Here is a 21,719-nt window from a genome sequence, read left to right on the forward strand (position 1 = left end):
AAATCGGAGTGTTACTAAAAGTGTAACCTAACCTCCCCTACCATGCAGTTATGCCATTCTGGGACATGGGGACGCGGAGACACACAGACTTGCCAGATGAACCTATTCCCCATTACCCATTACCTCTATTCTTATGAATAAACTCACTTATTTTCTTCCCCTATCCTTACTCCTCACCGGATGTCTGCACAGCACTGCACAGATCTCCGTTTTTCCTCCTAGTTCTCCTAATGCCATGATTCAAGCCGCTAACTCCATAGAAAACCCTGCTGATTTGACCTCCAATGGTCTCTGGGTGACCTCAGAAGACGGTCAAACCCAAGTTTTCCCCTTAAAAAATACTTCCGTCAATGCTACGGTTTCCGGCAATCTTTCCCAGGTGGAAGTCACCCAAACCTTTGAAAATCCGTTTGAAGATCCTCTGGAAGCGGTGTATGTGTTTCCCCTGCCAGATGAGGCGGCGGTGTACGATATGGAGATTAAGTTAGGCGATCGCACCATCAAGGGTAGCATTAAGAAACGGGAAGAAGCCCAAGAAATCTACGAACAAGCGAGAGCGCAAGGACGCACTGCGGGACTTTTAGAGCAAGAGCGGGCGAATATTTTTACCCAATCTTTAGCCAATATTCGACCCGGGGAAAAAATCGAGGTCACTATCCGCTACACGGACTCCCTGACGTTTGAAGGGGGGAATTATGAGTTTGTCTTTCCCATGGTAGTCGGGCCGCGCTATATTCCGGGTAACTCAATTCAAGGAACGGAAGATACTGACCGAGTGCCCGATGCTTCTCGGATTACGCCCCCAGTACTGAAGCCAGGGACGCGATCGGGTCATGATATCCAAGTTTCCGTTAACATTGATGCCGGCGTTCCCATTAGTAATATTACTTCGACTTCCCATGAAATCTTAGTGCGAAAACAGCGCAATATCACTGAAATTCAACTCTTGCCAGAAGACCAAATTCCTAACAAAGATCTGGTGTTACGCTATCAAGTTTCGGGACAGGAAACCCAAGCGACTCTCCTGACGCAAAAGGATCGAAATGGCGGACATTTCGCCGCCTATTTAATTCCCGCTTTAGACTATCAACCCCAGGAAATCATCCCCAAAGATGTGGTCTTTTTGATGGATACTTCCGGTTCCCAGTCCGGCGCACCCATTGCCCAATCTCAAGCCTTGATGCGAGAATTTATTCGGGGTCTAAATCCCAACGATACGTTTACGATTATCGATTTTTCTAATACGGCTCGCCAGTTGTCTGCCTCTCCACTAACCAATACTGCGCAAAATCGCCAAAAAGCCCTCTCGTATATTAATCAACTGAACGCCGAAGGGGGAACGGAGTTAATGAATGGCATCAATGCAGTGATGAACTTTCCTGCACCTCCGGAAGGACGGTTGCGGAGTGTGGTATTGCTCACCGATGGTTATATTGGCAATGACCAGGAAATTATTGCGGCGGTGCAAAAGAATCTGCAACGGGGAAATCGGTTGTATAGCTTTGGTGTCGGCAGTTCTACGAATCGATTTTTGTTAGATAGACTGGCAGAAGTGGGTCGGGGAACCGTGCAAGTGGTACGCCATGATGAGAATATTGACCCGGTGGTGAAAAAGTTTTTCAGCCAAATTAATAACCCGGTTTTGAGCAATATTGAGGTGACGTGGAGCGGTGCAGGAGAGACTCCAGAAATTTATCCTCTCGCACCTCCAGATCTGTTTGCCAGTCAACCGTTGGTGGTGTTCGGACGCAAGACAGACGGTCAAAATGGGACGTTAACCATTCGAGGGGTTTCGGCAGGTGGAAAACGTTATGAACAGGCGTTCCCGGTCAATTTTAGGGGGGATAGTGAGGCGATCGCCCAGCTCTGGGGTAGAGCCAAAATTAAGGATCTGATGACACGAATGTACGGCAGCGAAACGAAGTCTGGAGTCGATGCGGTGACGCAGACTGCCCTCGATTATCGCCTGTTGTCTGAATACACGGCATTTATCGCTGTGAGCGAGGAAGTGCGCGTTAACCCCGATGGTCGATCTGTGCGGGTAGAAGTGCCGGTAGAGTTACCTGATGGCGTGAGTTATGAGGGTGTTTTTGGTACACCTCAGGAGGATCAAGCCGTTATGCAAAGTCCTGGTAGAGCCAGCAGAAGAGGAGGAACCAGGGGAGGATTTGCGCCTCTGGCAAGGATTGCTGCTCCCCAACCTGAAACGGCTGCGCTCCCACCTGCTCCTCCAATGAATACGATGGACATGGAGGAAATGGAATTGACAGAGGAAAGTAAAGCAGAAAGCTTACCCAACCGCATTGAGGTGGTGAAGGCTGAGGGATTAAGTGAGGGGGCGATCGCCGCTTTAACCGAGTATATTCAGTCTATCTCCCTTCCTGACGAGGTTTCTGGGGATTTGACTCTAGAAGTCTGGACGAATAATGGGCGTGTTCGTCGGGTGCTTCTGGATGAGGAGAATTCGACGATAGAAGACGAAGACGCTATTCGAGCGGTGCGATCGGTTTTACTCGGTTGGCCGGTTCCCAGTTCAGTTCAGGGTACAGTATCAGTAACCTTGCGAGTTAACGGGAATTAACCGATCTTAGGGACAGGGAAACCTGTCTCTATTTAGCCTCGATCGAGAAATTTGTCCCACCAACTTTTGAGAGGATGATTTTCAGCAGGAGTATATCGACCTTGAACTTGGATATTGTGGAGTGTTTCTTGCACCTGCAACGGTTGAATGACTTGGGTTTCTGACCAATACTTGATAATTTCTAATGTGGAGAAAATTTGTAGAGACTGTGCTTCCTGGGTAAAAAACTTAATCGCTTTGCGGTCATCTGTAGCGATCGCCCATTTTCGCTCAACGGCGATCGCCCCAGTTGCTGCTTCGCCATCCCCTAAACGAGCGGCAGCATAGTTGACAAAATTCTCAGCTTCGGAATCAGAGGCAAAATCTACAGCGATCAAAAGATTTTCGGCGATCGCTTGTTCAATTTCTGTGAGATCGCTCTGGGTTAACTCCTGTTTGACTTCTTCCACGATAGCCACTTGTGCAGGAATGACCTGTAAAATCTCTAAACATTGACCCGATGCATGAAAATTCAACAGACAGCAGGTATCGAGCAGTAGATGGGAAGATCGAATATCCATAACTGAATTTTTATCTCCCCCTATTGATGTTGCGCATCTGCTACCTCCCGCAGATTAACCCGATCTTCATCTAAGATTCCACTAGAATATTCTCGTAGTTGTTCCGCCATGTGACGTGCTTCTAGACGGTTCACACCTAAAAACTGAGCAAATTGTCCTTCAGTAATTAACGCTCGATCTAAAGCTTCAATTGCCAAATGCTGATAGTGAACGGGAGTCATATCCGAACGCTGAGGAATATCCTGTAAATTCAACTGTTGCTGAACTGACCTAACTTTGAGGCCTCTTGAGTTTAAGTTATCCCAAGTTCCAGTCGGAATACATTTCATCTCCTCAAGTCTAAACGCCAGCGCTTGCACCGAGACACCATAATAGTGAGCTAGAGTAAACAGATCGGTTGGTGTGAATTTACCCTGGTTTGAACGGGTTCGATCTCTAAATTGTTTAAGTAAACTACTTGTTGGCATGAGAAAATATTTAGCAAATGCTTCTGCTAATTTTTCACTATCCGGCATTCTCTGATATTGGTTATCAAAATCCACAACTGCCTTATATCGATGAGCCAAAAAGTGAAGATAACCATGGGCTAATGACCATCTTCTGCGCTCTTCTGGGTGATTGGAATTAATGCCTAAACACCCTCCTAATTCTGGGTTATAACTATAAATTTCTGAAAACTTTGCGGGCATGGGTAAATAAAAAATCCGCAATCCCACATTCGCTTCTAAGGTATCTCGTAATTGCTGAATGGGGTGATCGCCAAGTCCAAGGCGCTGCCGCTCTTGAGTAGCGATCGCCTCTGCTAAAGGTTCTATAGGCATTTCCTCAACGTCATATTTAGCAGGATAATTTTGCGGCAAGGGAGAACCCATCAGTTGTTCCAATTCCAAGTAGTTTTCACACAATTGCTGGAGATGCAACACCACAGGCTCAATGGCAGCTTGTTCTTCCTGGGTACGGCGATAGACAGCCCTGAATTGTACCTCTAGGGGTTCCACGACAGGACGCGGACGCACAAAATCACCCACAGAACGCCCATAGGCACGAGCAAGTTTAATCAATTCAGCCGGTTTTAAGCGCCGAGTACCATTTTCGATCGCTACTAGGGTGGTGCGGGAAACCTCAAGCACTTGAGCGGCATCCGCTTGAGTCATGCCTCGTTGTTCTCGTGCTTGTTTGAGAGATTTTCCTAAGTGTTGGCGATTGATTGTGTCCAGGATATTCGCAGCCATAATGCCCTCAAGCTTTTGAAGTAAGAGTTAAATTTTTTTATATTTCAATTGACAAACAATGCTTTGAGCTGCGCGGTGAATTCTTTCTTGATCGTAATGAGATAGATCTCTGGATTGATAAATCATGTGATTGATTTCACTCCTAACACTGGGCCAATTGACAGGGACTTGTGCGATCGCTTGGTTCAAATATTGCCCTATTTTTTGGGGAAGTTGGATAAACTCTTTCCCCTTCTTCTTTAGATCCTGTTTCAGCGCATGCATAAGACTATGGGCACACTCATCTGGAGGTAGTATTCCCTCACAAAGTTGTTTATATGGTTTGTTGTAAATGCCACTGAGTTTTAAATGAATCCTATCGCCATCAGCCATTCATTTTCCTCCGTACCATCATAAAAAGTATAATTGGTTACATTAATGAATGCTTTCTCTGATTTGATATTGTTAGCTTACAAGATAAAGAATAGCACGAAAATGTCAGACTGTGGTGCAGAAATATCTCCAAAATCAGCATTGTGCTTTCAAAGAGCAACTGAATCGGCATTGATGTTATAGTTAATTCGATTAAGATTGATACAGTCATGATTGGTCTATGGTAGATACTGTCTTGGATGTCAAGGGGAGGAGATCGGGGCAGAACCGAGGCACTCAGTTCACCAATACCGGGAATAGAGGTTAATAGCTCCTGTTGTTTTCCCAGGTGGGGATGACGCTGAAAATGGTCTCGAATCAGTTGTTTAACTTGTTTTTGCTGCTGGTGTAGACCCTCTAGATGAGATAAGATTAACTCAGTTATCACACCTGTAGAGGTTTCCAGGCGGTTGCGCTCTTGTTGTTCCATCTGTTGCAGCGCTTCTAAGCGTCGCATCAACTCTTGAAGCTCCTTAATCTCTGCTGGCAGGGGAGTCCAAGGAGATGGGTTAATGGCTTGGCAAAAGCGAGCAATTAAGCCAGCATCCACGGAGTCAGTTTTCGTGCGTAAGAGTTCACTTTTGGCAAATCCCTTAATCCGAGCCGGATTGACTATACTGACGGTGAACTGTTGTCTTGTCTATTCTTTATTTCCCTCCTTATCTACATCGATGGAGCTGGCTGTTTAACGATCTCTGACTTGGCCGGATTTCCTCCCCTTGACATCCAAGACAGTATCTACGGAGGATGGGAATTGCAATGCTAATGACATTCTAAACCCTATTGCCTATTGCCTTCCCATTCCTGGTACTCTAGATCAAGTGAGTCTATCTGCAAAAAGAAATTATTATTAATGACCTCCTCTGCTACAACCTCTCCCCAAACTGTACGCCTGGGTTCCCGTAAAAGCCAACTTGCTCTGGTTCAAAGCGAATGGGTACAAGCTCAACTCCAGGTCCATCACCCCGATACTCAATTTGAGATTGAAACCATGAGTACCCAAGGAGATAAAATCCTGGATGTTCCCCTGGCGAAAATTGGCGATAAGGGGTTGTTTACTAAGGAACTGGAAGTGGGAATGCTCGCTAGAACAACGGATATGGCTGTGCATTCCCTGAAAGATTTACCGACCAATTTACCGGAAGGTTTGATGCTCGGTTGCGTGACACAGAGGGAAAACCCGGCTGATGCGTTAGTGGTGAATGCTAAGTATGGGGATAAGAAATTGGAAACTCTCCCCGATGGTGCGGTAGTGGGTACGTCTTCTTTGCGGCGTTTGGCCCAACTGCGCCATTATTTCCCACAACTGGCGTTTAAGGATGTGCGGGGAAATTTGAATACTCGTCTGAAAAAGTTGGATGATGGGGAATATGATGCCCTGATTCTAGCAGCAGCGGGCTTAAAGCGCTTGGACATGAGCGATCGCATTCAACAGGAAATTCCGTCTGATATTTCTCTCCATGCTGTCGGACAAGGAGCATTGGGTATCGAATGCCGTCAGATTAATGACCAGGAAACCGAAGAAAATCTTAAGAAAGATCGGGCAGTGTTGGAGATTATTCAGGTGATTCAACATCAACCTACACTCTATCGCTGTTTGGCTGAACGGGCTTTTCTGCGAACCTTAGAAGGGGGATGCCAAGTTCCCATTGGCGTGAATACGTCTATTGAAGGCGATCGCCTCACCTTAGTTGGTATGGTAGCTAGTTTAGATGGCCAGCGCCTCATCCGCGACCAAGTTACCGGCAGTTGCCAAGAAGCGGAACACCTGGGGATTAATCTTGCCGAAGAACTACGAGGACGCGGTGCAGGGGAGATCCTAGCGGAAATTCTCGCCCAAATTGACCGTAGTTAACGACCCCCTGTAGGGTTTCGTTCCTCAACCCAACCTCTACACTCTGCTCCCCTTCTCCTGCGGGAGAAGGGGCTGGAGGATGAGGGACAATCATGAATAACTCATTTAAAAACACGAGTCGCTTTTCCTCGTGCGACTTTAGTCGCCTAAATTTGTTATACTTAAAAAGTGAGTAAGGGCAAACGCCTACGTGAAGAATCATCCTAGTTACGGTGAAATTCCGGCCACCTGAGAACCGACGGTCTTTGAGGCGCAGAACGACATTCATTGGGGCAAGCAACGCAGGATGAGGAGCGTACCGAATTGGCAAGCGTGGTAGTCCCCGGAAAGCAAAACAGAGGAAAAGTAGTCTGAAGCTTCGTACTTAGTGTAGCGAGAGCAACAGAATAGAGGGTCGGTGGCTCCAAATGCCTTTTGACAGACCCTTCCATGTATAGCCTGGAGAATCTGCGTCTCTTCAGAGCGCAGAGTGTCAAGATATTGGGATTGACTTGTACAATTAACGTGAGTTAAACCAGCGTTGTGCATTTAATCCCTATGGCTAGAACAGAATCAACCATGTTGGCGTTAGGGACTCTAGCGCCCAGCTTTCAACTCCCAGATGTAGTTTCTGAAGAAATTATTTCTGTAGAGACTTTTGCCCAGAAAAAAGCCCTGTTGGTGATGTTTATTTGTAAACATTGCCCCTTTGTGAAGCACATTCAAAGCCAATTGTCAAGCCTAGGGCAAGATTATCAGAATACGGACTTAGGAATCGTCGCGATCAGTTCTAATGATATCGTCAAACATCCGGATGATTCTCCTGAACAATTAAAACAGATGGCTTTAGAATTAGGGTTTACCTTTCCCGTTTGCTACGAAGAAAGCCAGGAAGTAGCCAAAAGTTATACTGCCGCTTGCACACCAGATTTTTTCTTGTTTGATAGCGATCGCCGCCTCGTTTACCGAGGTCAACTGGATGACTCTCGCCCCAGCACCAATATTCCGGTAACCGGTACAGATTTGAGGAAAGCGATCGATGCAACTTTAGCTGGACAACCTGTAGCTCCAGAACAAAGACCGAGTCTTGGTTGTAATATTAAGTGGAAACCAGGTAATGAACCCTCTTACTATGGTTAAGCTGATCGCCAACGGGGAGACATGGAGGTAAGGAGATGGGGAGACCTGGAGGAAACCTATTAGCCATTAGCCATTACCGATTACCCATCACCAAACCTTTGAGAATTCTGGAAAACCGTTTAACCCAACTGTTTCTCTTAGCCATCTCCATGATGAGCTTTAGTGCGATCGGTTTAACCCTGGGAAGCGCCTTATTTTTACAACATGCGGGGGCATCTTCTTTGCCCCGATCCTATATGCTGATGGGTGTCGTTTCGATCCCAGTATATCTAGGCTTATCGCAAATTGTCGATCGCACCCATCGCCCCCGATTATTTCAGTATTTTCTCATCCTTGCCCTGGCATTAGCCCTATCCCTACGTCTGCTCATCGTCTTCGATCGTCCCTGGGTTTACTTCGTTCTGTATATCAGCTTTTATATCCAATGGACTTTAGTCACCGAAGTTCTCTTTCCCAGCTTAGTAACCGATTACTTCACGACTTTAGACTGGAAACGATATGCCCCCTCCCTAAGAATGGCAACCGCTTTAGGAGGCTTATTAGGGGGAGGATTAATCAGTATTCTCTCGCAAAAAGTTGTACCAGAAAATCTGATCTTAATTCTGCCCCTCTTTTATGCGCTCGTCTTTATTCAACTGCTCTATCTCGACCATACCCAAACTCCGATAAAATCCTCACCTTCGCCTAATCAAGTCCAGTCTTCAACTCCCATTTCCCGGTTAGAAACCCTAAAAAAATATCCCATCATTGGCTTCTTAGCCACCAGTACTTTTTTAACCATTCTTTTGTATACGATTGGCGAATTCCTCTACTTTAGTATCTACGCCGAGAACTTTACCAGCGATCGCCAACTCACTGGGTTTTTAGGAACGATGCGGATGATTAACAGCATCATTCCTTTTATTATCCTCTACCCCCTCACCCAACCCCTACTCAATCGGATTGGAGTAATGGGGATGAACCTGCTTTATCCCGTCACCACCTTCCTCAGCTTTCTGGGATTAGGTACTCAAGGGAATTTAATCAGTGCCATGGCGTGTAATTTTAACACCAATGGCATTGAAGATAGCATTAATCAACCCATTCAAAGCTTGAACTATAACGCGGTTCCCTATGATTTAGTCGGCCGCATTCGCACCATTAGCAATGGCTTATTTTATTCCCTGGGTCTAGCGATGGCGGGTATTTTACTATGGGGATTGGATCAATTCAGCCAGTTACAAATTGCCGAACTAGGTCTGGGATTAAGCCTCCTATTTCTGCTAGTTCGCTATGCTATGGGCAAAAGCTATCTACAATCCTTGCTGAGTTTATTGCGATCGGGTTCCACCCAATGGCATGAGGTAGGAGTGGGATTACCAAAATTACCAGAACACTGCGAAACAGAAGTCATTGAACTACTCAAGAGCAAAGAGATCCAAAATCAAATCTTAGGTCTTTCCCTTGCCTCCTGCCTCAAACGACCCCAACAATTCTTGCCCTACATTCAACCCCTCTTTCTTCTTCATCACCCAGATCTTCATCCCCACCTAATTCAATTTTTCCAAAGCTGTCCTCATCCTCAGATGTTCAAATTTCTAGAGCATTTCCTGCAAAGCGAGGATCAAAGCCTACGCTTGTTAGCCCTAGAAGCGATTATTGCTAGTAAATACCGACTCCCTAACGAACAATTAGAAAAGCTCCACAAAAACCCCAATCTTCAACAAGAAGCTCTCTTGTGTGTTGCGTCTATTGAAGCCCGAAGTAAAAACCCGAAAATTCAGGAGAGCTGCAACCTCTTTTGGAATACTCCCCTAGATGAAACGACTAAACTGACCCTTATTCGAGCCATTCGCAGCACTAAAAATCGTCAATTTATTCCCTACCTGCAAAGGCTTTTGAAAGATGCTTCCTTAGAAGTCAGTCGTCAAGGATTGGATGTTTTAGCTCTACTGGCTCGCCCTGGAGAACAGGAGGTCGGGAAGTTAGCAGCGAGTCAATTAGCCAATGTCGATCCGTTATCTAGGGCAATTGCTTTTAAAGTTATGGGAGTGGTCAAAAGTCCCAGTTTGCTCCTTGATGTGGCGATGGGGCTACAACATTCGAGTTTAGCCGTACGATTATGGGCTGCTACTGCATTAGCCAATTATGGAGAAGCTAGCTTAAAGGTGGCTCGTGTCTATTTGTATTCCCCTCGCTATGAGGTAGTGGAAATGGCGATCGCCACCATCGCCAAAGTCGGCACTCGCCGCGCCATTAACCTCCTCTATGATTTTCTCAAACCGGATTGTAAAGGAGTTGCCCAAACCCCATCCTGGATTAAGAGTATTCGACCCCATGCCCCCTATGCTCCTTTCCTGAAAACAATCCTTCAAGATTATCAAAAACGGGTCATTCAGCGTGTCTTTTATATCTTATCGGTACTCGATAACCAGAACATAATTAAACAGATTCAACCTCTCCTCACAAGTACCGATCCTCGTCTGCGAGCCAATGCTCTAGAAACGCTGATGTCAGTTAAACATCAACGATTTATCCGTCCTATCCTGCCTCTTTTAGAAGAGGAGCAACCCTTCGTTTCTACCCCATCTTTATCGGAATCAGAATTAATTTACCAGTTGAGTGAACAGAGCGATCGCTGGTTACGCCTTGGTGCTTTATTGATGCTCTCAGAACTTCGACTACACTCGACCACCAACCCCTATCTAATTCCCTGCCACTTACAAGAAGATCCACACCCCTTGGTTCGTAGAATCGCCCAATCCCTCGCCACTAGACAACAAGAAGAAATTCCCCAACAGGACTGGTTCTTAAAACAACTCTTTTTCCTTAAAAGTACAGCCTTATTCCATATCCTTTCCCTGGATGAATTGGAAGAACTCAACCCTCTCTTTTATCCCGCACATTTACCCGCTCATGCCACCCTTTACGCGGGTGACCCCCATCAAGCGAAACTCTATCTCATTGCCGAAGGTCAGGTTACTTTATATTCCCATCCCAAACCTTTAGAAAGCCAGACCTTAACCCTGAGTGCTGGGCAATATTTTGGCGAAATAGCTGCCTTGGAAAATATTTGGTATAAAATTGTTACTCAAACCCATTGCACATTTTTAACCCTATCGAGCAAACAGTTTGAGATCCTCATCGATCGCTGTCCTCGCCTTCTCTGGTGTCTCTCTCAACCGCAGACGAGTTATAGCGATTGGCGCTAGGGAATAGAATAGAGCGCTTCGTGCTATATTACGTGGGCTAAGAATTCTACAATTCCCCTATCATCAAATTCATTGGCAAGGGCAAGGATGCGATCGCAGAACACCCCATATTTACTATCCTTACCCCGCAGTCGTTCTACTTCTTCCTCAACACCAGTAATGTCACTCTCTTGAGCCAACTCTTTTAAGTCCGTTAATTGTTCCCTAGGGGGATAAATGAGTTCAGAAGTGGCTGCTTCTGATGGAGTCATCGAAGTTTCATAAATCCACTCTAATTCGAGTAACTTCTGAATCCGACCCAATAGTTGCTTCATGTCCACAGGCTTGGGCACAAAATCATTACAACCGGCAATGATGCTGCGCTCTTTATCGTTTTCGAGTAGGCTGGCTGAAGAGACAACAATCGTCACCTCTGAGTCTTGTTGGCGAATGCGACAAGCCAGTTCAAAGCCATCGAGCTTAGGCATGATCAAATCTGTGATGATTAAATCCGGCTGAAATTTCTGATACTCTTCAATACCTTGCTCCCCATCTTCAGCTTCTGCTACCACAAAGCCCACAATTTCTAGCGCTTCACGGACAACCATACGATTGATACTTTTATCGTCCACAATTAGAACCTTGCGCTGCTGGCCGTTATAACCCACAATCTTACCCTTGACGGCAACACTGAGTTCTTCTGGCCAATCTTGAACCAGAGGAAGGTTGACCTCGAACCAGAAACAGCTCCCTTTATCCAACTCGCTACTCACTTGAATTTCACCTCTCATCATCTCCACAATTTGATGGCTGATTGCTAGACCCAAACCTGTCCCTTCTGATTTTTGCTGCCGATCCCCCACTTGCTCAAAGGGCAAGAAGATTTTCTCTATATGCTCAGGAGTCATACCGATACCGGTATCTTTTACGGTGAAGCGTATCGGCATAACCGTTGTATCTAACTCTGGACTGATTTGGGGTAAATCCATCGGTTCAACTGTCAATGTCACCTTACCCTGATGGGTGAATTTGATCGAGTTACTCAGTAGATTTAAGAGAACTTGGCGTAATCGTTTGGGGTCTATATAAACGCCTTCCGGTAACTGGGAAGGGATAATCAGTTGAAACTCTAGACTTTTCTGGTCTGCTTTAATGCAGATAACTTCTGCAACACTCTGTAAAAATAACGAAAAATTTACAGTTTCAGGGAGCAGTTCTAGCTTGCGAGCCTCAATTTTGGCTAAGTCCAAGACATCGTTAATCAGGGTTAACAGATGAGTTCCTGCTTGACGAATCACATCAACACCTTTGCGATCCTTCTGACTCAGTTCATTACTCATCTGTAAGATCTGGGCATAGCCCAAGATACCATTGAGCGGAGTACGTAACTCATGACTCATGTTTGCCAAAAATTCGCTTTTGGCTTGGTTGGCACTGTCAGACATTCGTTTAGCTTCTGCAAGAGCTTCTTCAACTTGCTTGCGCTCGCTAATATCGGTAATAAAGCCTTCGATAAAGGTGATTTTACCTTCTTCTGTATACACGCCAGTTCCTTGTTCCCAAAACCATTTGAGTTCTCCGGTTGCCGTAATGCAGCGATAGACGAGTTGGAAGGGTTTGTGCTGCTCTATTGCTGCTTCCATTGTACTTTCGACGAGCGGGCGATCTCTCGGATCGATGAGGTCACTATAGGCGATCGTACGGTTGTCAATTAGGTCTTCGGAGGAATAACCCGTGAGGTCGTAACCTCCCTGACTGACAAATTTCATCGTCCAATATTCATCGTGGAGACAACGGTATGCCATCCCTGGTAAATTACTCATCAGGGTCCTTAGAACCCGTTGATTTTCTTGCAAGTCTTGAGTCCGTTCTTCCACTCGCTGTTCTAAGGTGGAAAAAGATTCTTTTAACTGCCCTGCCATTTGATTAAATGTCGATGCCAGCCGTCCAACTTCATTTTTGGTTATTACGGGTGCAGTTTGGTTTAAATCTCCTGCTGCTAGAGATTCTGCGGCTTGACAGATCGCTACAATCGGACGGACAATTTCTCGAGAGAGCAAATAGACTCCCACTAACAAGACTCCAGTAGAACACAAGCCAATCAGAACGATATTACGTGCCAGTTGTCTGGCTGGAGTAAAGGCTTCGGCTTGAGAAATTTCTGCCAGCAATGCTAATTCTTGGTTGGGAAGCCAACGATAAACTCCGACTACGGGAATGTCTGCGTAATTTTTGTAGAGTCCAAAGCCATTTTGACCCTCGATCGCGAGATCGATTCCCACACTGCTAATTTGGGCTTGGGATTGTAGATTTTCCTTGCCCTCTATGGAGATAAAGATCGCCCCTTGTCTGCTGTTACCGACTAGATAAGTTTCTGCGGTTTCGCCCAACCCTGTATTATTGCGAATCAGAGTATCGATATCTGCTAGGTCTAGATCGACGGCGATCGCGCCCATTTGGATGTTTGCGTCATCAACAATGGGAGTGGCAAACGTAATCGCCGATTGACCCGTCATCGGAGAAATGTAGAAGTAAGGAGCGATCGCATCAGCCGTCTCGGATGTAAAAAAGGTGGTTGGTGCAGCATTGGGTCGATATCTGCCTTTGATTTCTGGATGTTGGGCATCAAATATAACAGTGCTGCCGGTATCTGTGATGCGGATATTGTGTAAATTCGACTTGATAGTTGTCCAGTCATCAATATAGCGTCTGAGTGCTTGCTCCGTTTCTTGATAAGTGGCTTCTGATTCGTCAGTCATCAGCAAAGTTGCTACTGCTTCTTGAACGGGAGCTTGTTGACTCACTAAAAGAATATCTTGGATCTGATGGTCTACCCACCCATCAAGTTGGGTACTTTTTAAGGCGATGGTGGCGCTTAGGCGATCGACCACCTCTTTCATCAGAGCGCACCTAGCTTGATAGTAAGCAGAAAAAGCCACAACGCCGATAACGATCGCCGATAACAGAGAAAAATAGCTGGTTAATTGAACTAAAAGACTTTTTCTAATGGGAAATGTCACGATGTTTTCTCCCGATCTTAATAGTGGTTGATAATATCCTGAATTTGAGCGATCGCATCATCTGCGGCCTCTTCTGGAGAGACCCCTTCTTGAATGACCCTCTCTAAAGCTGTAGTGAATATCTTCTTCTTACTAATTTTTGCGTAGGCTGGATTTAGGATAGTTGGATAAGCCTGAATGTTCTCGGCAGACAGGCTTTCTACAGCGGCCAAGTGAGGGTCAGGCTTCTGCCACAACGAGGTATGCAAAAGTTCTGGCATGGGAGGCAAAAATCGTCCTTTCTCCTGTTCGATCAAGAGTTGGAGATTTTCGGGTTGTAGTAAATAAGCTAAAAATTGTTTGGCGGCTTCTGGGCGTTTAGCATTGGCAGGTACAAAACTATAAACCAGAAAAGATTGTCCGATAAAAATTTTTAAAGGACTGCCCTTGACCGTATTGGGCCAACTCGACATCGTAACAATTTCGTTCATGTAGCGATTTCTCACTTTCTGGGTGTAAGGATTATCAGCCTGTTTCTGAGTGACGGGAATGGATAGTGTACCATTGGTTACTAATAAACATTGGCGATCGAGAAAGTAAAAATTATTATCGGCATTTGTCCACTCCATCGATTCTGGGGGAATATATCCGTTTCGATGTAAAATATATAACTGTGAGAGGGCATTAATTAATGCTTGACGATTCTCTGGGAGATCGAGTACAAACCTCCCCTCACGATCGAAGATATTGCCATTATGACCGTGAAGAAACTGTAAAAAGGCCTCAGTCCCATCACTTGCCTCTTTATTGAGGGTTATACAAAAACTGCTAATCTCTTTCTCTCCTAACTGGTGGAGGCGATCGCGCACATCTTGCCAAAATTGCCAAAAACCGTGCCAATCTTGAGGAATATCGCTGTCTGTAAGTCCAAGGCGATTGAGATAGGGTTTCCAATAGTGAATATTATGAGTCCCTATCCCCATAGGAATGGCATAAAAGCTGCGATCGCCTAGGGTACTGTTTAGATAATTAACGGCATCTAAAGCGCCCGGATAGAATGAATCTGCGATCGGTTCAATCACATCAGAAACATCGGCTAACTTTCCTTCCCAAGCTAACTGGGGAACGATCTCTATGAGATCGACAATGGTAATAATATCTGGAGCATTGCCTTGTGCGATATTTCTATACAACCCTGGCGCGAAAGAACTTTCAAGTTGTTCGTAAATAGCTTCAGATTTTAATTTTAAAGTCGTTTTAATCCCAGATTTTTTTTCCCACTCCTGGACTAGCCCAGCAATCTCTTCATTTCCTTGACTGACAAAGGATTGCTGCCACCAAATAACCAATGAATCGTCTTCACTAGGTGAGGAATCATCCTCCGTATCTACGATAGCAGGATCGCGTTGAGACTCAACTGGGGAGATAGAGCAACTCACCAGAAATGTTGCTATTCCAGAAAGAAAGCATAACAGAAGAATAGATCTGATTTTCATAAGAGATACAGCGCTTTGCGCTCTGATGGGGAGTAAACAACAGAATTAATGGAGCTTTTGGCTGTTCTAGCTATCGTTAAAAACAGTCATTTATGTACCTCATAGCAGAGAAAAGTGCTGTATCTCTTAGATAGAAAGACTTGGATTAACACGAAATTATGAATTATGGACTACAGCCGAGATGAATTCCAAGATTCCTGTATCGTCGAACTCATAGGTAAAGGCAAGGATGCGATCGCAGAACACCCCATATTTCTCATCCAAACCACGCAGTCGCTCTACTTCTTCTTCTACACCGCTAATGTCTCCGACTTGGGCGAACTCTTTTAAGGCGGTTAATTCTTCCCCAGGGGGATAAATGAGTTCGGACACTGTCGTCTCGGAGGTGGCGATCGCCTTTTCGTAAATCCACTCTAATTCTAGTAACTTCTGAATCCGACCCAACAATTGCTCTATCTGCACCGGTTTGGGTACAAAATCATTACAACCCGACACGATACTGCGGTCTTGATCGTGTTCTAGCACACTGGCTGACGAAGCAATAATCCTTGCCTCTGAGTCTTCTTCTCGAATCCGACGAGCCAGTTCAAAGCCATCGAGTTTTGGCATTACCAAATCAGTGATAATTAAATCCGGTTGGAATTGCTGATATTGCTCAATGCCTTGCTGGCCATTTTCCGCTTCCGCCACTAGAAATCCTAACGGTTCCAGCACTTCTCTGACCACCATACGATTCACGATTTTATCATCCACAATCAGAACCTTGCACCGCCGACCGTCATAGCCAATAATCTTGCCCTCAGCTCCAACGGTAAGTTCTTCTTTCCAGTCTTGTACAAGGGGAAGGTTAAGCTCAAACCAGAAACGGCTGCCCTTACCCAACTCGCTACTGATTTGAATTTTTCCCCCCATCATTTCCACAATTTGACGACTAATGGCCAAACCTAATCCTGTTCCTTCCGCTTTTTGCTTCTGTTCCCCCACTTGCTCAAAGGGCAAGAAGATGTTCTTGGTTTGCTCAGGGGTCATACCTACACCCGTGTCCAGTACAGTGAAGCGTATAGACACAACGATTGCATCTAACTCTAGACTCGGTTGAGGTAAACCTATGACCTCAATGGTCAACATTACCTCACCTTGGGGAGTGAACTTGATGGAGTTGCCTAATAGATTTAAAAGAACTTGGCGTAACCGTTTGGAATCAACATAAACCGCTTCTGGCAACTGAGGAGGGGTAATGGTTTGAAACTCTAAACCTTTCTCTTGAGCTTTAATACCAATTACTTCGGCTACTCCAGTGATAAATGAGGGAAAGTTCACCGTCTGGGGGATTAATTCTAATTTGCGGGCTTCGATTTTGGCTAAGTCCAAAACATCGTTAATTAAGGTCAATAGGTGAGTACCCGCTTGGTAGATAACCTCAACTCCTTTGCGATCTTTCTGACTTATTTCATTACTACGCTGCAAAATCTGGGCATAACCAAGGATGCCGTTTAGGGGGGTGCGTAGCTCATGACTCATGTTGGCGAGGAATTCACTTTTGGCTTGGTTAGCCAGATCTGCGGCTTCCCTTGCCTGTCGGACTTCTGCCTCGATCGCTTTCCGTTCTGTAATATCTGTAGCTACGCCGAGTAGATAGGGCGGTTGATTCTCCGCTAGAATCAGGGGCGTTTTGATAGAGTGAAAGCATCGGACTTGACGATTAGCTTGGGTGACTGATTCTTCAACCACTTGTAGTTGACCATGGCTCAAAACCCAGCGATCGATTTTTTGAAATCGTTCTATTTCTTCAGGAATGAGTACGCCAAATTCTGCATCAGTTTTACCCACGAGATTTTCAACGGTGGTCTGATAGATTTCAGCCAGGGCTTGATTACCCAAAATAAAACGCCCTTCGGTATCTTTGACAAAGATGATATTGGGCGTAGTATCGATAACTTTGCGTAGGAAAGTTTTTTGCTCTTCAAGTTGGGCCGATCGCTTGGCAACTTCTTGTTCTAACGTGAGGGAATAGGCTCGAAGTTGACGTACTTTATAGCGATTCAAGATCGTGTAATTCAAAACGATCAATAAGCCACCTGTACCGAGCCAAATCACTAGAATCTGGAGACTGATGGCGTGTCGGAGTTCAACGATCTTAGCTAAAAAATAGTCCTGTTGAGTTAGCACATGGATCTGCCAGCCTAAATTGGGAATAGTGATGCTAGAGGTGGGGATAAAGTCCCGATAGTGAGTTTGGTGGAACGCATCGAGTTCTGCACCAGACACCTCCAAAATCCTTTGAATCCCAGGATTTTTGGCTTTGGCTGCTGCCAGGAGCTTCTGGTGATTGGGGTGAACAAAAACGTTACCGGAGGATGTGGTGAGGTAAACCATGTCTTCAGGCTGGGTGTTGAGTCTGGCAATTTGCTCTCGCAAGAGAGGGAGGGTGATATCTACTGAGGCTACCCCTGCGAACTCAGGTGAATTGGGTTGAGTGAAGCCCTGGCACAGAGAGATATAAATGAGATCTGTATCAAAATACGGCTCGATAAATTGGGGCTGTCCCAGGTTCTTTTGGGCTAACAGATACCAATGTTGAGTATGGAAGTCGTAGTCGGGGGTTTCCCATTCATGGGTGAGAATCAAGCGATCGCGCTGCTTTAGATCTCGATGTATATAGGGACCAAAATAACGCACACCTGGCTCAAACTCCTCTGGCTCAAACCAGAGTCCAATGCCATAAATCAGTTGGGGATCGGTGGATTCCAGAAGAGCACGAAGACGCTCTGCTACCTGAGTGCGATCGCCCCGTAGGGGGCCGACTATATTAACTACCGTATTGACGATTTGGTAGGATATCGCCACCTGTTGGTTCATCTGACTGACAAATTGCTCGGCGATCGCCTCCCGTTGGTCTTGGGCTTGACGGTGGAGTTCCGGAACCCGCAGGCGATAAAACAACACCAAAACACTGGTCAGCAAGAGAGGGGGGACAAGGCAAGCTAGATTCAGCAACCAGGGGATAATATTTGAGGTTCGCATTTTACCAGGAAAATTGGGTTTGGAGCAACGCCCTTCCAGAGTGGCTTTTATGTTACAATTATAGGTTTAGAAAGAAAGATTAACCACTGATTACTGATCCAATCCTATTCTTTCCACGGATGATAAACATCAATGATTGCGCCCAGGCTAAAGCCTATTCAATTCTTAATTATTTAATGGTTCATTATTGCAGTATTGATTGAAAAGATCTCATTTTTTTCTCCTTCAATCAACAGAGTGTACGGCATGGTGGGATTAGCGACAACTAGGGCAGCATGAATAGACCGATCGAAGTTTTCTTGTTGCGATTTATATTGGTCTATGACCCATGACCTATGATCCAATCAACGAATAGGGGCAAGTGACAACACTTGCCCCTACCAGTGAGAAGTTCAAAATGAACCGTTACACATTCTTCTCACTTAAATCACGAGCTATGTGATCAAACGGTTGATCCACAAAACTGGTATCAGCCACACCCGCTTCTGCCACTTGTGCTTTGACAATCTCCTTCATAATTTGAATGCCGCGAACCGTGGGGCCGATGGGAACCTCTAGAGAATTATAGACTTCCCGCAAGCCTTGTAGGACCCGCTCGTCTAGAACATCGGTATTTCCAGAAACCAGAGCATAACTGGCATAGCGGAGATAATAATCCATATCTCGCAGACAAGCCGCATAGCGACGAGTCGTATAAGCATTTCCACTAGGACGGATTAATTCAGGTAGTTCCTCAAATAATTGGGAACCTGCTTGCTTGACAATACTAGCAGCATTACCCGTAATCACATTAGCCGCCTGAATCCGAGCCAGACCGCTGTCAAAATAGGATTTGATTTGATCTAGGGCATTGCGGTCTAGATACTGACCTGTAATATCGTAATTTGAAATTAAGCTTGTGACTGCATCCCGCATTTGTATTTACTCTCCCAACACAGCGTATTCGTTATTAAAGGGGATTAATGCATAATATCCATTTTGGAGTTTACTATAAAACGCATCCCCATTTCAGCCTCAAGTTTAGAGGACATCCTCTCAGAGCGATCGCCACAGTCATCAGAATTGTTAAGACATTGCTAAAAAAACCGCCATGCTGGATCAAATATTTTAGTAATGAGCTATACAAAACTGACTGACACCTATTCCCTAGGATGGATGAGCTAGAAAACTGGGACAGCGATCGCCAAGGCAAAGGATTGATGCAACCAACGTCTGGCCAGTCACTGTTCCAGACCTAACTGGTTGTCAATTTTCCTCTTCAGGTCGCGGAAAACGAAGGTCTCAAAGCTAAGGAACCTCACGCTCTGAACCTCAAGACTGACTCAATACCAACTCATAAGGAGTAATCCATGTTCCAAACCTCAGCAGAATTCTTGAAATACGTTCAAGATGAAAAGATCCAGATGATCGACCTGAAATTTGTCGATATGCCTGGAATCTGGCAGCATTTAACCCTGTATCAAGATCAAATCGACGAAAGCAGTTTCACCGATGGCGTACCCTTCGATGGTTCTAGTATTCGCGGTTGGAAAGCCATTAATGAATCTGATATGAGCATGGTTCTCGATCCAACTACCGCTTGGATTGACCCATTTATGGCTGAACCGACGTTAAGCGTCATCTGTAGTATTAAAGAACCTCGGACGGGGGAATGGTATAGCCGAGATCCTCGTTCCATTGCCCAAAAAGCGATCGACTACCTTCAAGCAACCGGTCTCGGCGATACAGCCTATTTTGGTCCGGAAGCAGAATTCTTTGTCTTTGATGATGTTCGCTTCGACCAAACCCAAAGTGCTGGATATTACTATGTCGATTCCATTGAAGGCCGCTGGAACTCCGGACGCGAAGAACCCGGTGGTAACCTGGCCTACAAACCCCGCTACAAGGAAGGCTATTTCCCCGTTGCTCCCACCGATACCATGCAGGATATGCGGACGGAGATGTTACTGACCATGATGAAATGCGGAGTACCGATTGAAAAACATCACCACGAAGTAGCCACAGGGGGACAAAATGAACTCGGTTTCCGTTTTGGCAAACTGATTGAAGCGGCTGACAATTTGATGACCTATAAATATGTGATCAAAAATGTCGGTAAACGCTACGGTAAAACCGTGACCTTTATGCCCAAACCAGTCTTTAATGATAACGGTTCTGGGATGCATACCCACCAATCCATTTGGAAAGATGGCCAGCCCCTATTCTGGGGAGATGGCTACGCGAATTTGAGTGAAATGGCTCTCCATTATATTGGTGGTATCCTCAAGCACGCTCCTGCCTTATTGGCATTTACCAATCCTTCTACCAATTCCTATAAGCGTCTGGTTCCTGGATTTGAAGCTCCAGTGAACTTGGCCTATTCTCAAGGAAACCGTTCAGCCTCTATCCGCATTCCCTTAACCGGAACCAATCCGAAAGCCAAACGCCTAGAGTTCCGCTGTCCCGATGCCACTTGTAATCCTTATTTGGCTTTTGCTGCCATGCTTTGTGCTGGGATTGATGGTATTCAAAACAAAATCGATCCTGGTGAATCTTTAGATGTGGATATCTACGATCTCTCCCCTGAAGAATTGGCCAAGGTTCCTTCAACTCCCGGTTCTTTACTCGATGCGCTCAAAGCTCTAGAAGCCGATCATGAGTTCTTAACGACTGGCGGGGTATTTACGGAAGACTTCGTGACCAATTGGATTGAGTATAAGCTCGATAATGAGGTTAATCCCATGCGTTTGCGTCCTCATCCCTATGAATTTGCCCTGTACTATGATGTCTAGAAGAGGCGATGATTTTTCCTCTGATAGTTTTTTAATCCATTAAGAGTGACTGCCCGTGCGATAGCCACCTACGATAGGTGGCTATTTTAGTAAAAAGGATTACACTAATTCAGGTAAACGAAGCTTCTCATATCGAATATTGATGGTGAATCCTTTAGCTGAACTGGCCTATCAAGGGTGGCAACAAACGAAGAATGCATTAAGCTTGGCTCACAAGAGTGTGGCCTATCAATTGTCTACTGTCTTGATCGATCGCCATAAGCGTTCTACACTGGCGATCGATCCACAAGTATTAAGCATTGTTCAACAGCGCTTGGACGCTCTATTAAAAGTCGATTGGGAAGAAGCAAACTCAGGAGTTTATAGCGCTTTGCGCTAGGGAATAGGTAATAGGGAATAGGGAATAGGGTTGTGGTATATGGCTTTAAGGATTCAATACTGTCCCTCATAGCAGCGCAAAGCGCTGTATCCCTCTTCTGTCACTCTCCGAAAAGCTTTAGC

General features: G+C 45.4%; 13 protein-coding genes and 1 pseudogene. 6 read left to right on the forward strand and 8 right to left on the reverse strand.

Annotated elements, in window-relative coordinates; genetic code table 11:
* Positions 1-133 precede the first annotated feature (133 nt).
* A complete protein-coding gene (locus tag J7545_RS05840) occupies positions 134-2,581 on the forward strand; it encodes a VIT domain-containing protein (RefSeq protein ID WP_318719291.1) in 2,448 nt (815 codons plus the stop codon).
* 32 nt (positions 2,582-2,613) lie between these two features.
* Here the strand turns inward: J7545_RS05840 and J7545_RS05845 are convergent, their stop codons facing one another.
* The 4 genes and pseudogenes from J7545_RS05845 to J7545_RS05860 form a co-directional block, all read right to left on the reverse strand.
* A complete protein-coding gene (locus tag J7545_RS05845; protein ID WP_318699658.1) occupies positions 2,614-3,141 on the reverse strand; it encodes a hypothetical protein in 528 nt (175 codons plus the stop codon).
* 20 nt (positions 3,142-3,161) lie between these two features.
* Positions 3,162-4,373 carry an ImmA/IrrE family metallo-endopeptidase gene (locus J7545_RS05850; protein ID WP_318699657.1) on the reverse strand — a complete coding sequence of 404 codons (1,212 nt, stop codon included), beginning with the start codon at positions 4,371-4,373 and terminating at the stop codon, positions 3,162-3,164.
* 27 nt (positions 4,374-4,400) lie between these two features.
* Positions 4,401-4,745: a hypothetical protein gene (locus J7545_RS05855; protein WP_318699656.1), complete on the reverse strand. Its 345-nt coding sequence runs from the start codon at positions 4,743-4,745 to the stop codon at positions 4,401-4,403.
* Between the two features lie 37 nt (positions 4,746-4,782).
* Positions 4,783-5,406, reverse strand: a pseudogene (locus J7545_RS05860) (IS110 family transposase); the annotation flags it as partial.
* A 231-nt stretch (positions 5,407-5,637) separates the two neighbouring features.
* On the opposite strand from J7545_RS05860, the gene hemC reads away from it, so the two are divergent.
* The 3 genes from hemC to J7545_RS05875 all read left to right on the forward strand — a co-directional run bounded on the left by hemC (position 5,638) and on the right by J7545_RS05875 (position 10,949).
* Positions 5,638-6,639: a hydroxymethylbilane synthase gene (gene hemC, locus J7545_RS05865; RefSeq protein WP_318699655.1), complete on the forward strand. Its 1,002-nt coding sequence runs from the start codon at positions 5,638-5,640 to the stop codon at positions 6,637-6,639.
* A 537-nt stretch (positions 6,640-7,176) separates the two neighbouring features.
* Complete coding sequence (locus J7545_RS05870) at positions 7,177-7,758, forward strand: thioredoxin family protein (RefSeq protein ID WP_318699654.1); 582 nt, start codon at positions 7,177-7,179, stop codon at positions 7,756-7,758.
* Between the two features lie 35 nt (positions 7,759-7,793).
* Complete coding sequence (locus J7545_RS05875) at positions 7,794-10,949, forward strand: cyclic nucleotide-binding domain-containing protein (protein ID WP_318699653.1); 3,156 nt, start codon at positions 7,794-7,796, stop codon at positions 10,947-10,949.
* A gap of 23 nt (positions 10,950-10,972) precedes the next feature.
* Here J7545_RS05875 and J7545_RS05880 read toward each other — a convergent pair whose 3' ends face one another.
* The 4 genes from J7545_RS05880 to apcB form a co-directional block, all read right to left on the reverse strand.
* A complete protein-coding gene (locus tag J7545_RS05880; RefSeq protein ID WP_318699652.1) occupies positions 10,973-13,948 on the reverse strand; it encodes an ATP-binding protein in 2,976 nt (991 codons plus the stop codon).
* Positions 13,949-13,965: 17 nt separating this feature from the next.
* The gene (locus J7545_RS05885; protein ID WP_318699651.1) at positions 13,966-15,423 is read right to left on the reverse strand and encodes an ABC transporter substrate-binding protein; all 1,458 of its coding nucleotides are present in this window, start codon (positions 15,421-15,423) and stop codon (positions 13,966-13,968) included.
* Between the two features lie 156 nt (positions 15,424-15,579).
* Positions 15,580-18,447, reverse strand: coding sequence for an ATP-binding protein (locus tag J7545_RS05890; protein ID WP_318699650.1), 2,868 nt, complete (start codon positions 18,445-18,447; stop codon positions 15,580-15,582).
* A gap of 405 nt (positions 18,448-18,852) precedes the next feature.
* Positions 18,853-19,362, reverse strand: a complete 510-nt coding sequence (gene apcB, locus J7545_RS05895; protein ID WP_271944124.1) for an allophycocyanin subunit beta — start codon at positions 19,360-19,362, stop codon at positions 18,853-18,855.
* 434 nt (positions 19,363-19,796) lie between these two features.
* Here apcB and glnA point away from each other — a divergent pair, with 434 nt between their 5' ends.
* Together glnA and J7545_RS05905 are read left to right on the forward strand one after the other, a co-directional pair.
* Positions 19,797-21,218: a type I glutamate--ammonia ligase gene (gene glnA / locus J7545_RS05900; RefSeq protein ID WP_318699649.1), complete on the forward strand. Its 1,422-nt coding sequence runs from the start codon at positions 19,797-19,799 to the stop codon at positions 21,216-21,218.
* 142 nt (positions 21,219-21,360) lie between these two features.
* The gene (locus J7545_RS05905) at positions 21,361-21,597 is read left to right on the forward strand and encodes a hypothetical protein (RefSeq protein WP_318699648.1); all 237 of its coding nucleotides are present in this window, start codon (positions 21,361-21,363) and stop codon (positions 21,595-21,597) included.
* Positions 21,598-21,719: the final 122 nt, after the last annotated feature.

It is taken from the genome of Roseofilum sp. SBFL, assembly GCF_017746885.1.
In the GTDB taxonomy this organism is placed as follows: Bacteria; Cyanobacteriota; Cyanobacteriia; order Cyanobacteriales; family Desertifilaceae; genus Roseofilum.

Bases quoted from the DNA above. Each gene is read 5' to 3' on its own strand.
- J7545_RS05840 (WP_318719291.1), top strand. From the start codon at position 134: ATGAATAAACTCACTTATTTTCTTCCCCTATCCTTACTCCTCACCGGA.
- J7545_RS05845 (WP_318699658.1), bottom strand. From the start codon at position 3,141: ATGGATATTCGATCTTCCCATCTACTGCTCGATACCTGCTGTCTGTTG.
- J7545_RS05850 (WP_318699657.1), bottom strand. From the start codon at position 4,373: ATGGCTGCGAATATCCTGGACACAATCAATCGCCAACACTTAGGAAAA.
- J7545_RS05855 (WP_318699656.1), bottom strand. From the start codon at position 4,745: ATGGCTGATGGCGATAGGATTCATTTAAAACTCAGTGGCATTTACAAC.
- hemC (WP_318699655.1), top strand. From the start codon at position 5,638: ATGACCTCCTCTGCTACAACCTCTCCCCAAACTGTACGCCTGGGTTCC.
- J7545_RS05870 (WP_318699654.1), top strand. From the start codon at position 7,177: ATGGCTAGAACAGAATCAACCATGTTGGCGTTAGGGACTCTAGCGCCC.
- J7545_RS05875 (WP_318699653.1), top strand. From the start codon at position 7,794: ATGGGGAGACCTGGAGGAAACCTATTAGCCATTAGCCATTACCGATTA.
- J7545_RS05885 (WP_318699651.1), bottom strand. From the start codon at position 15,423: ATGAAAATCAGATCTATTCTTCTGTTATGCTTTCTTTCTGGAATAGCA.
- J7545_RS05890 (WP_318699650.1), bottom strand. From the start codon at position 18,447: ATGCGAACCTCAAATATTATCCCCTGGTTGCTGAATCTAGCTTGCCTT.
- apcB (WP_271944124.1), bottom strand. From the start codon at position 19,362: ATGCGGGATGCAGTCACAAGCTTAATTTCAAATTACGATATTACAGGT.
- glnA (WP_318699649.1), top strand. From the start codon at position 19,797: ATGTTCCAAACCTCAGCAGAATTCTTGAAATACGTTCAAGATGAAAAG.
- J7545_RS05905 (WP_318699648.1), top strand. From the start codon at position 21,361: ATGGTGAATCCTTTAGCTGAACTGGCCTATCAAGGGTGGCAACAAACG.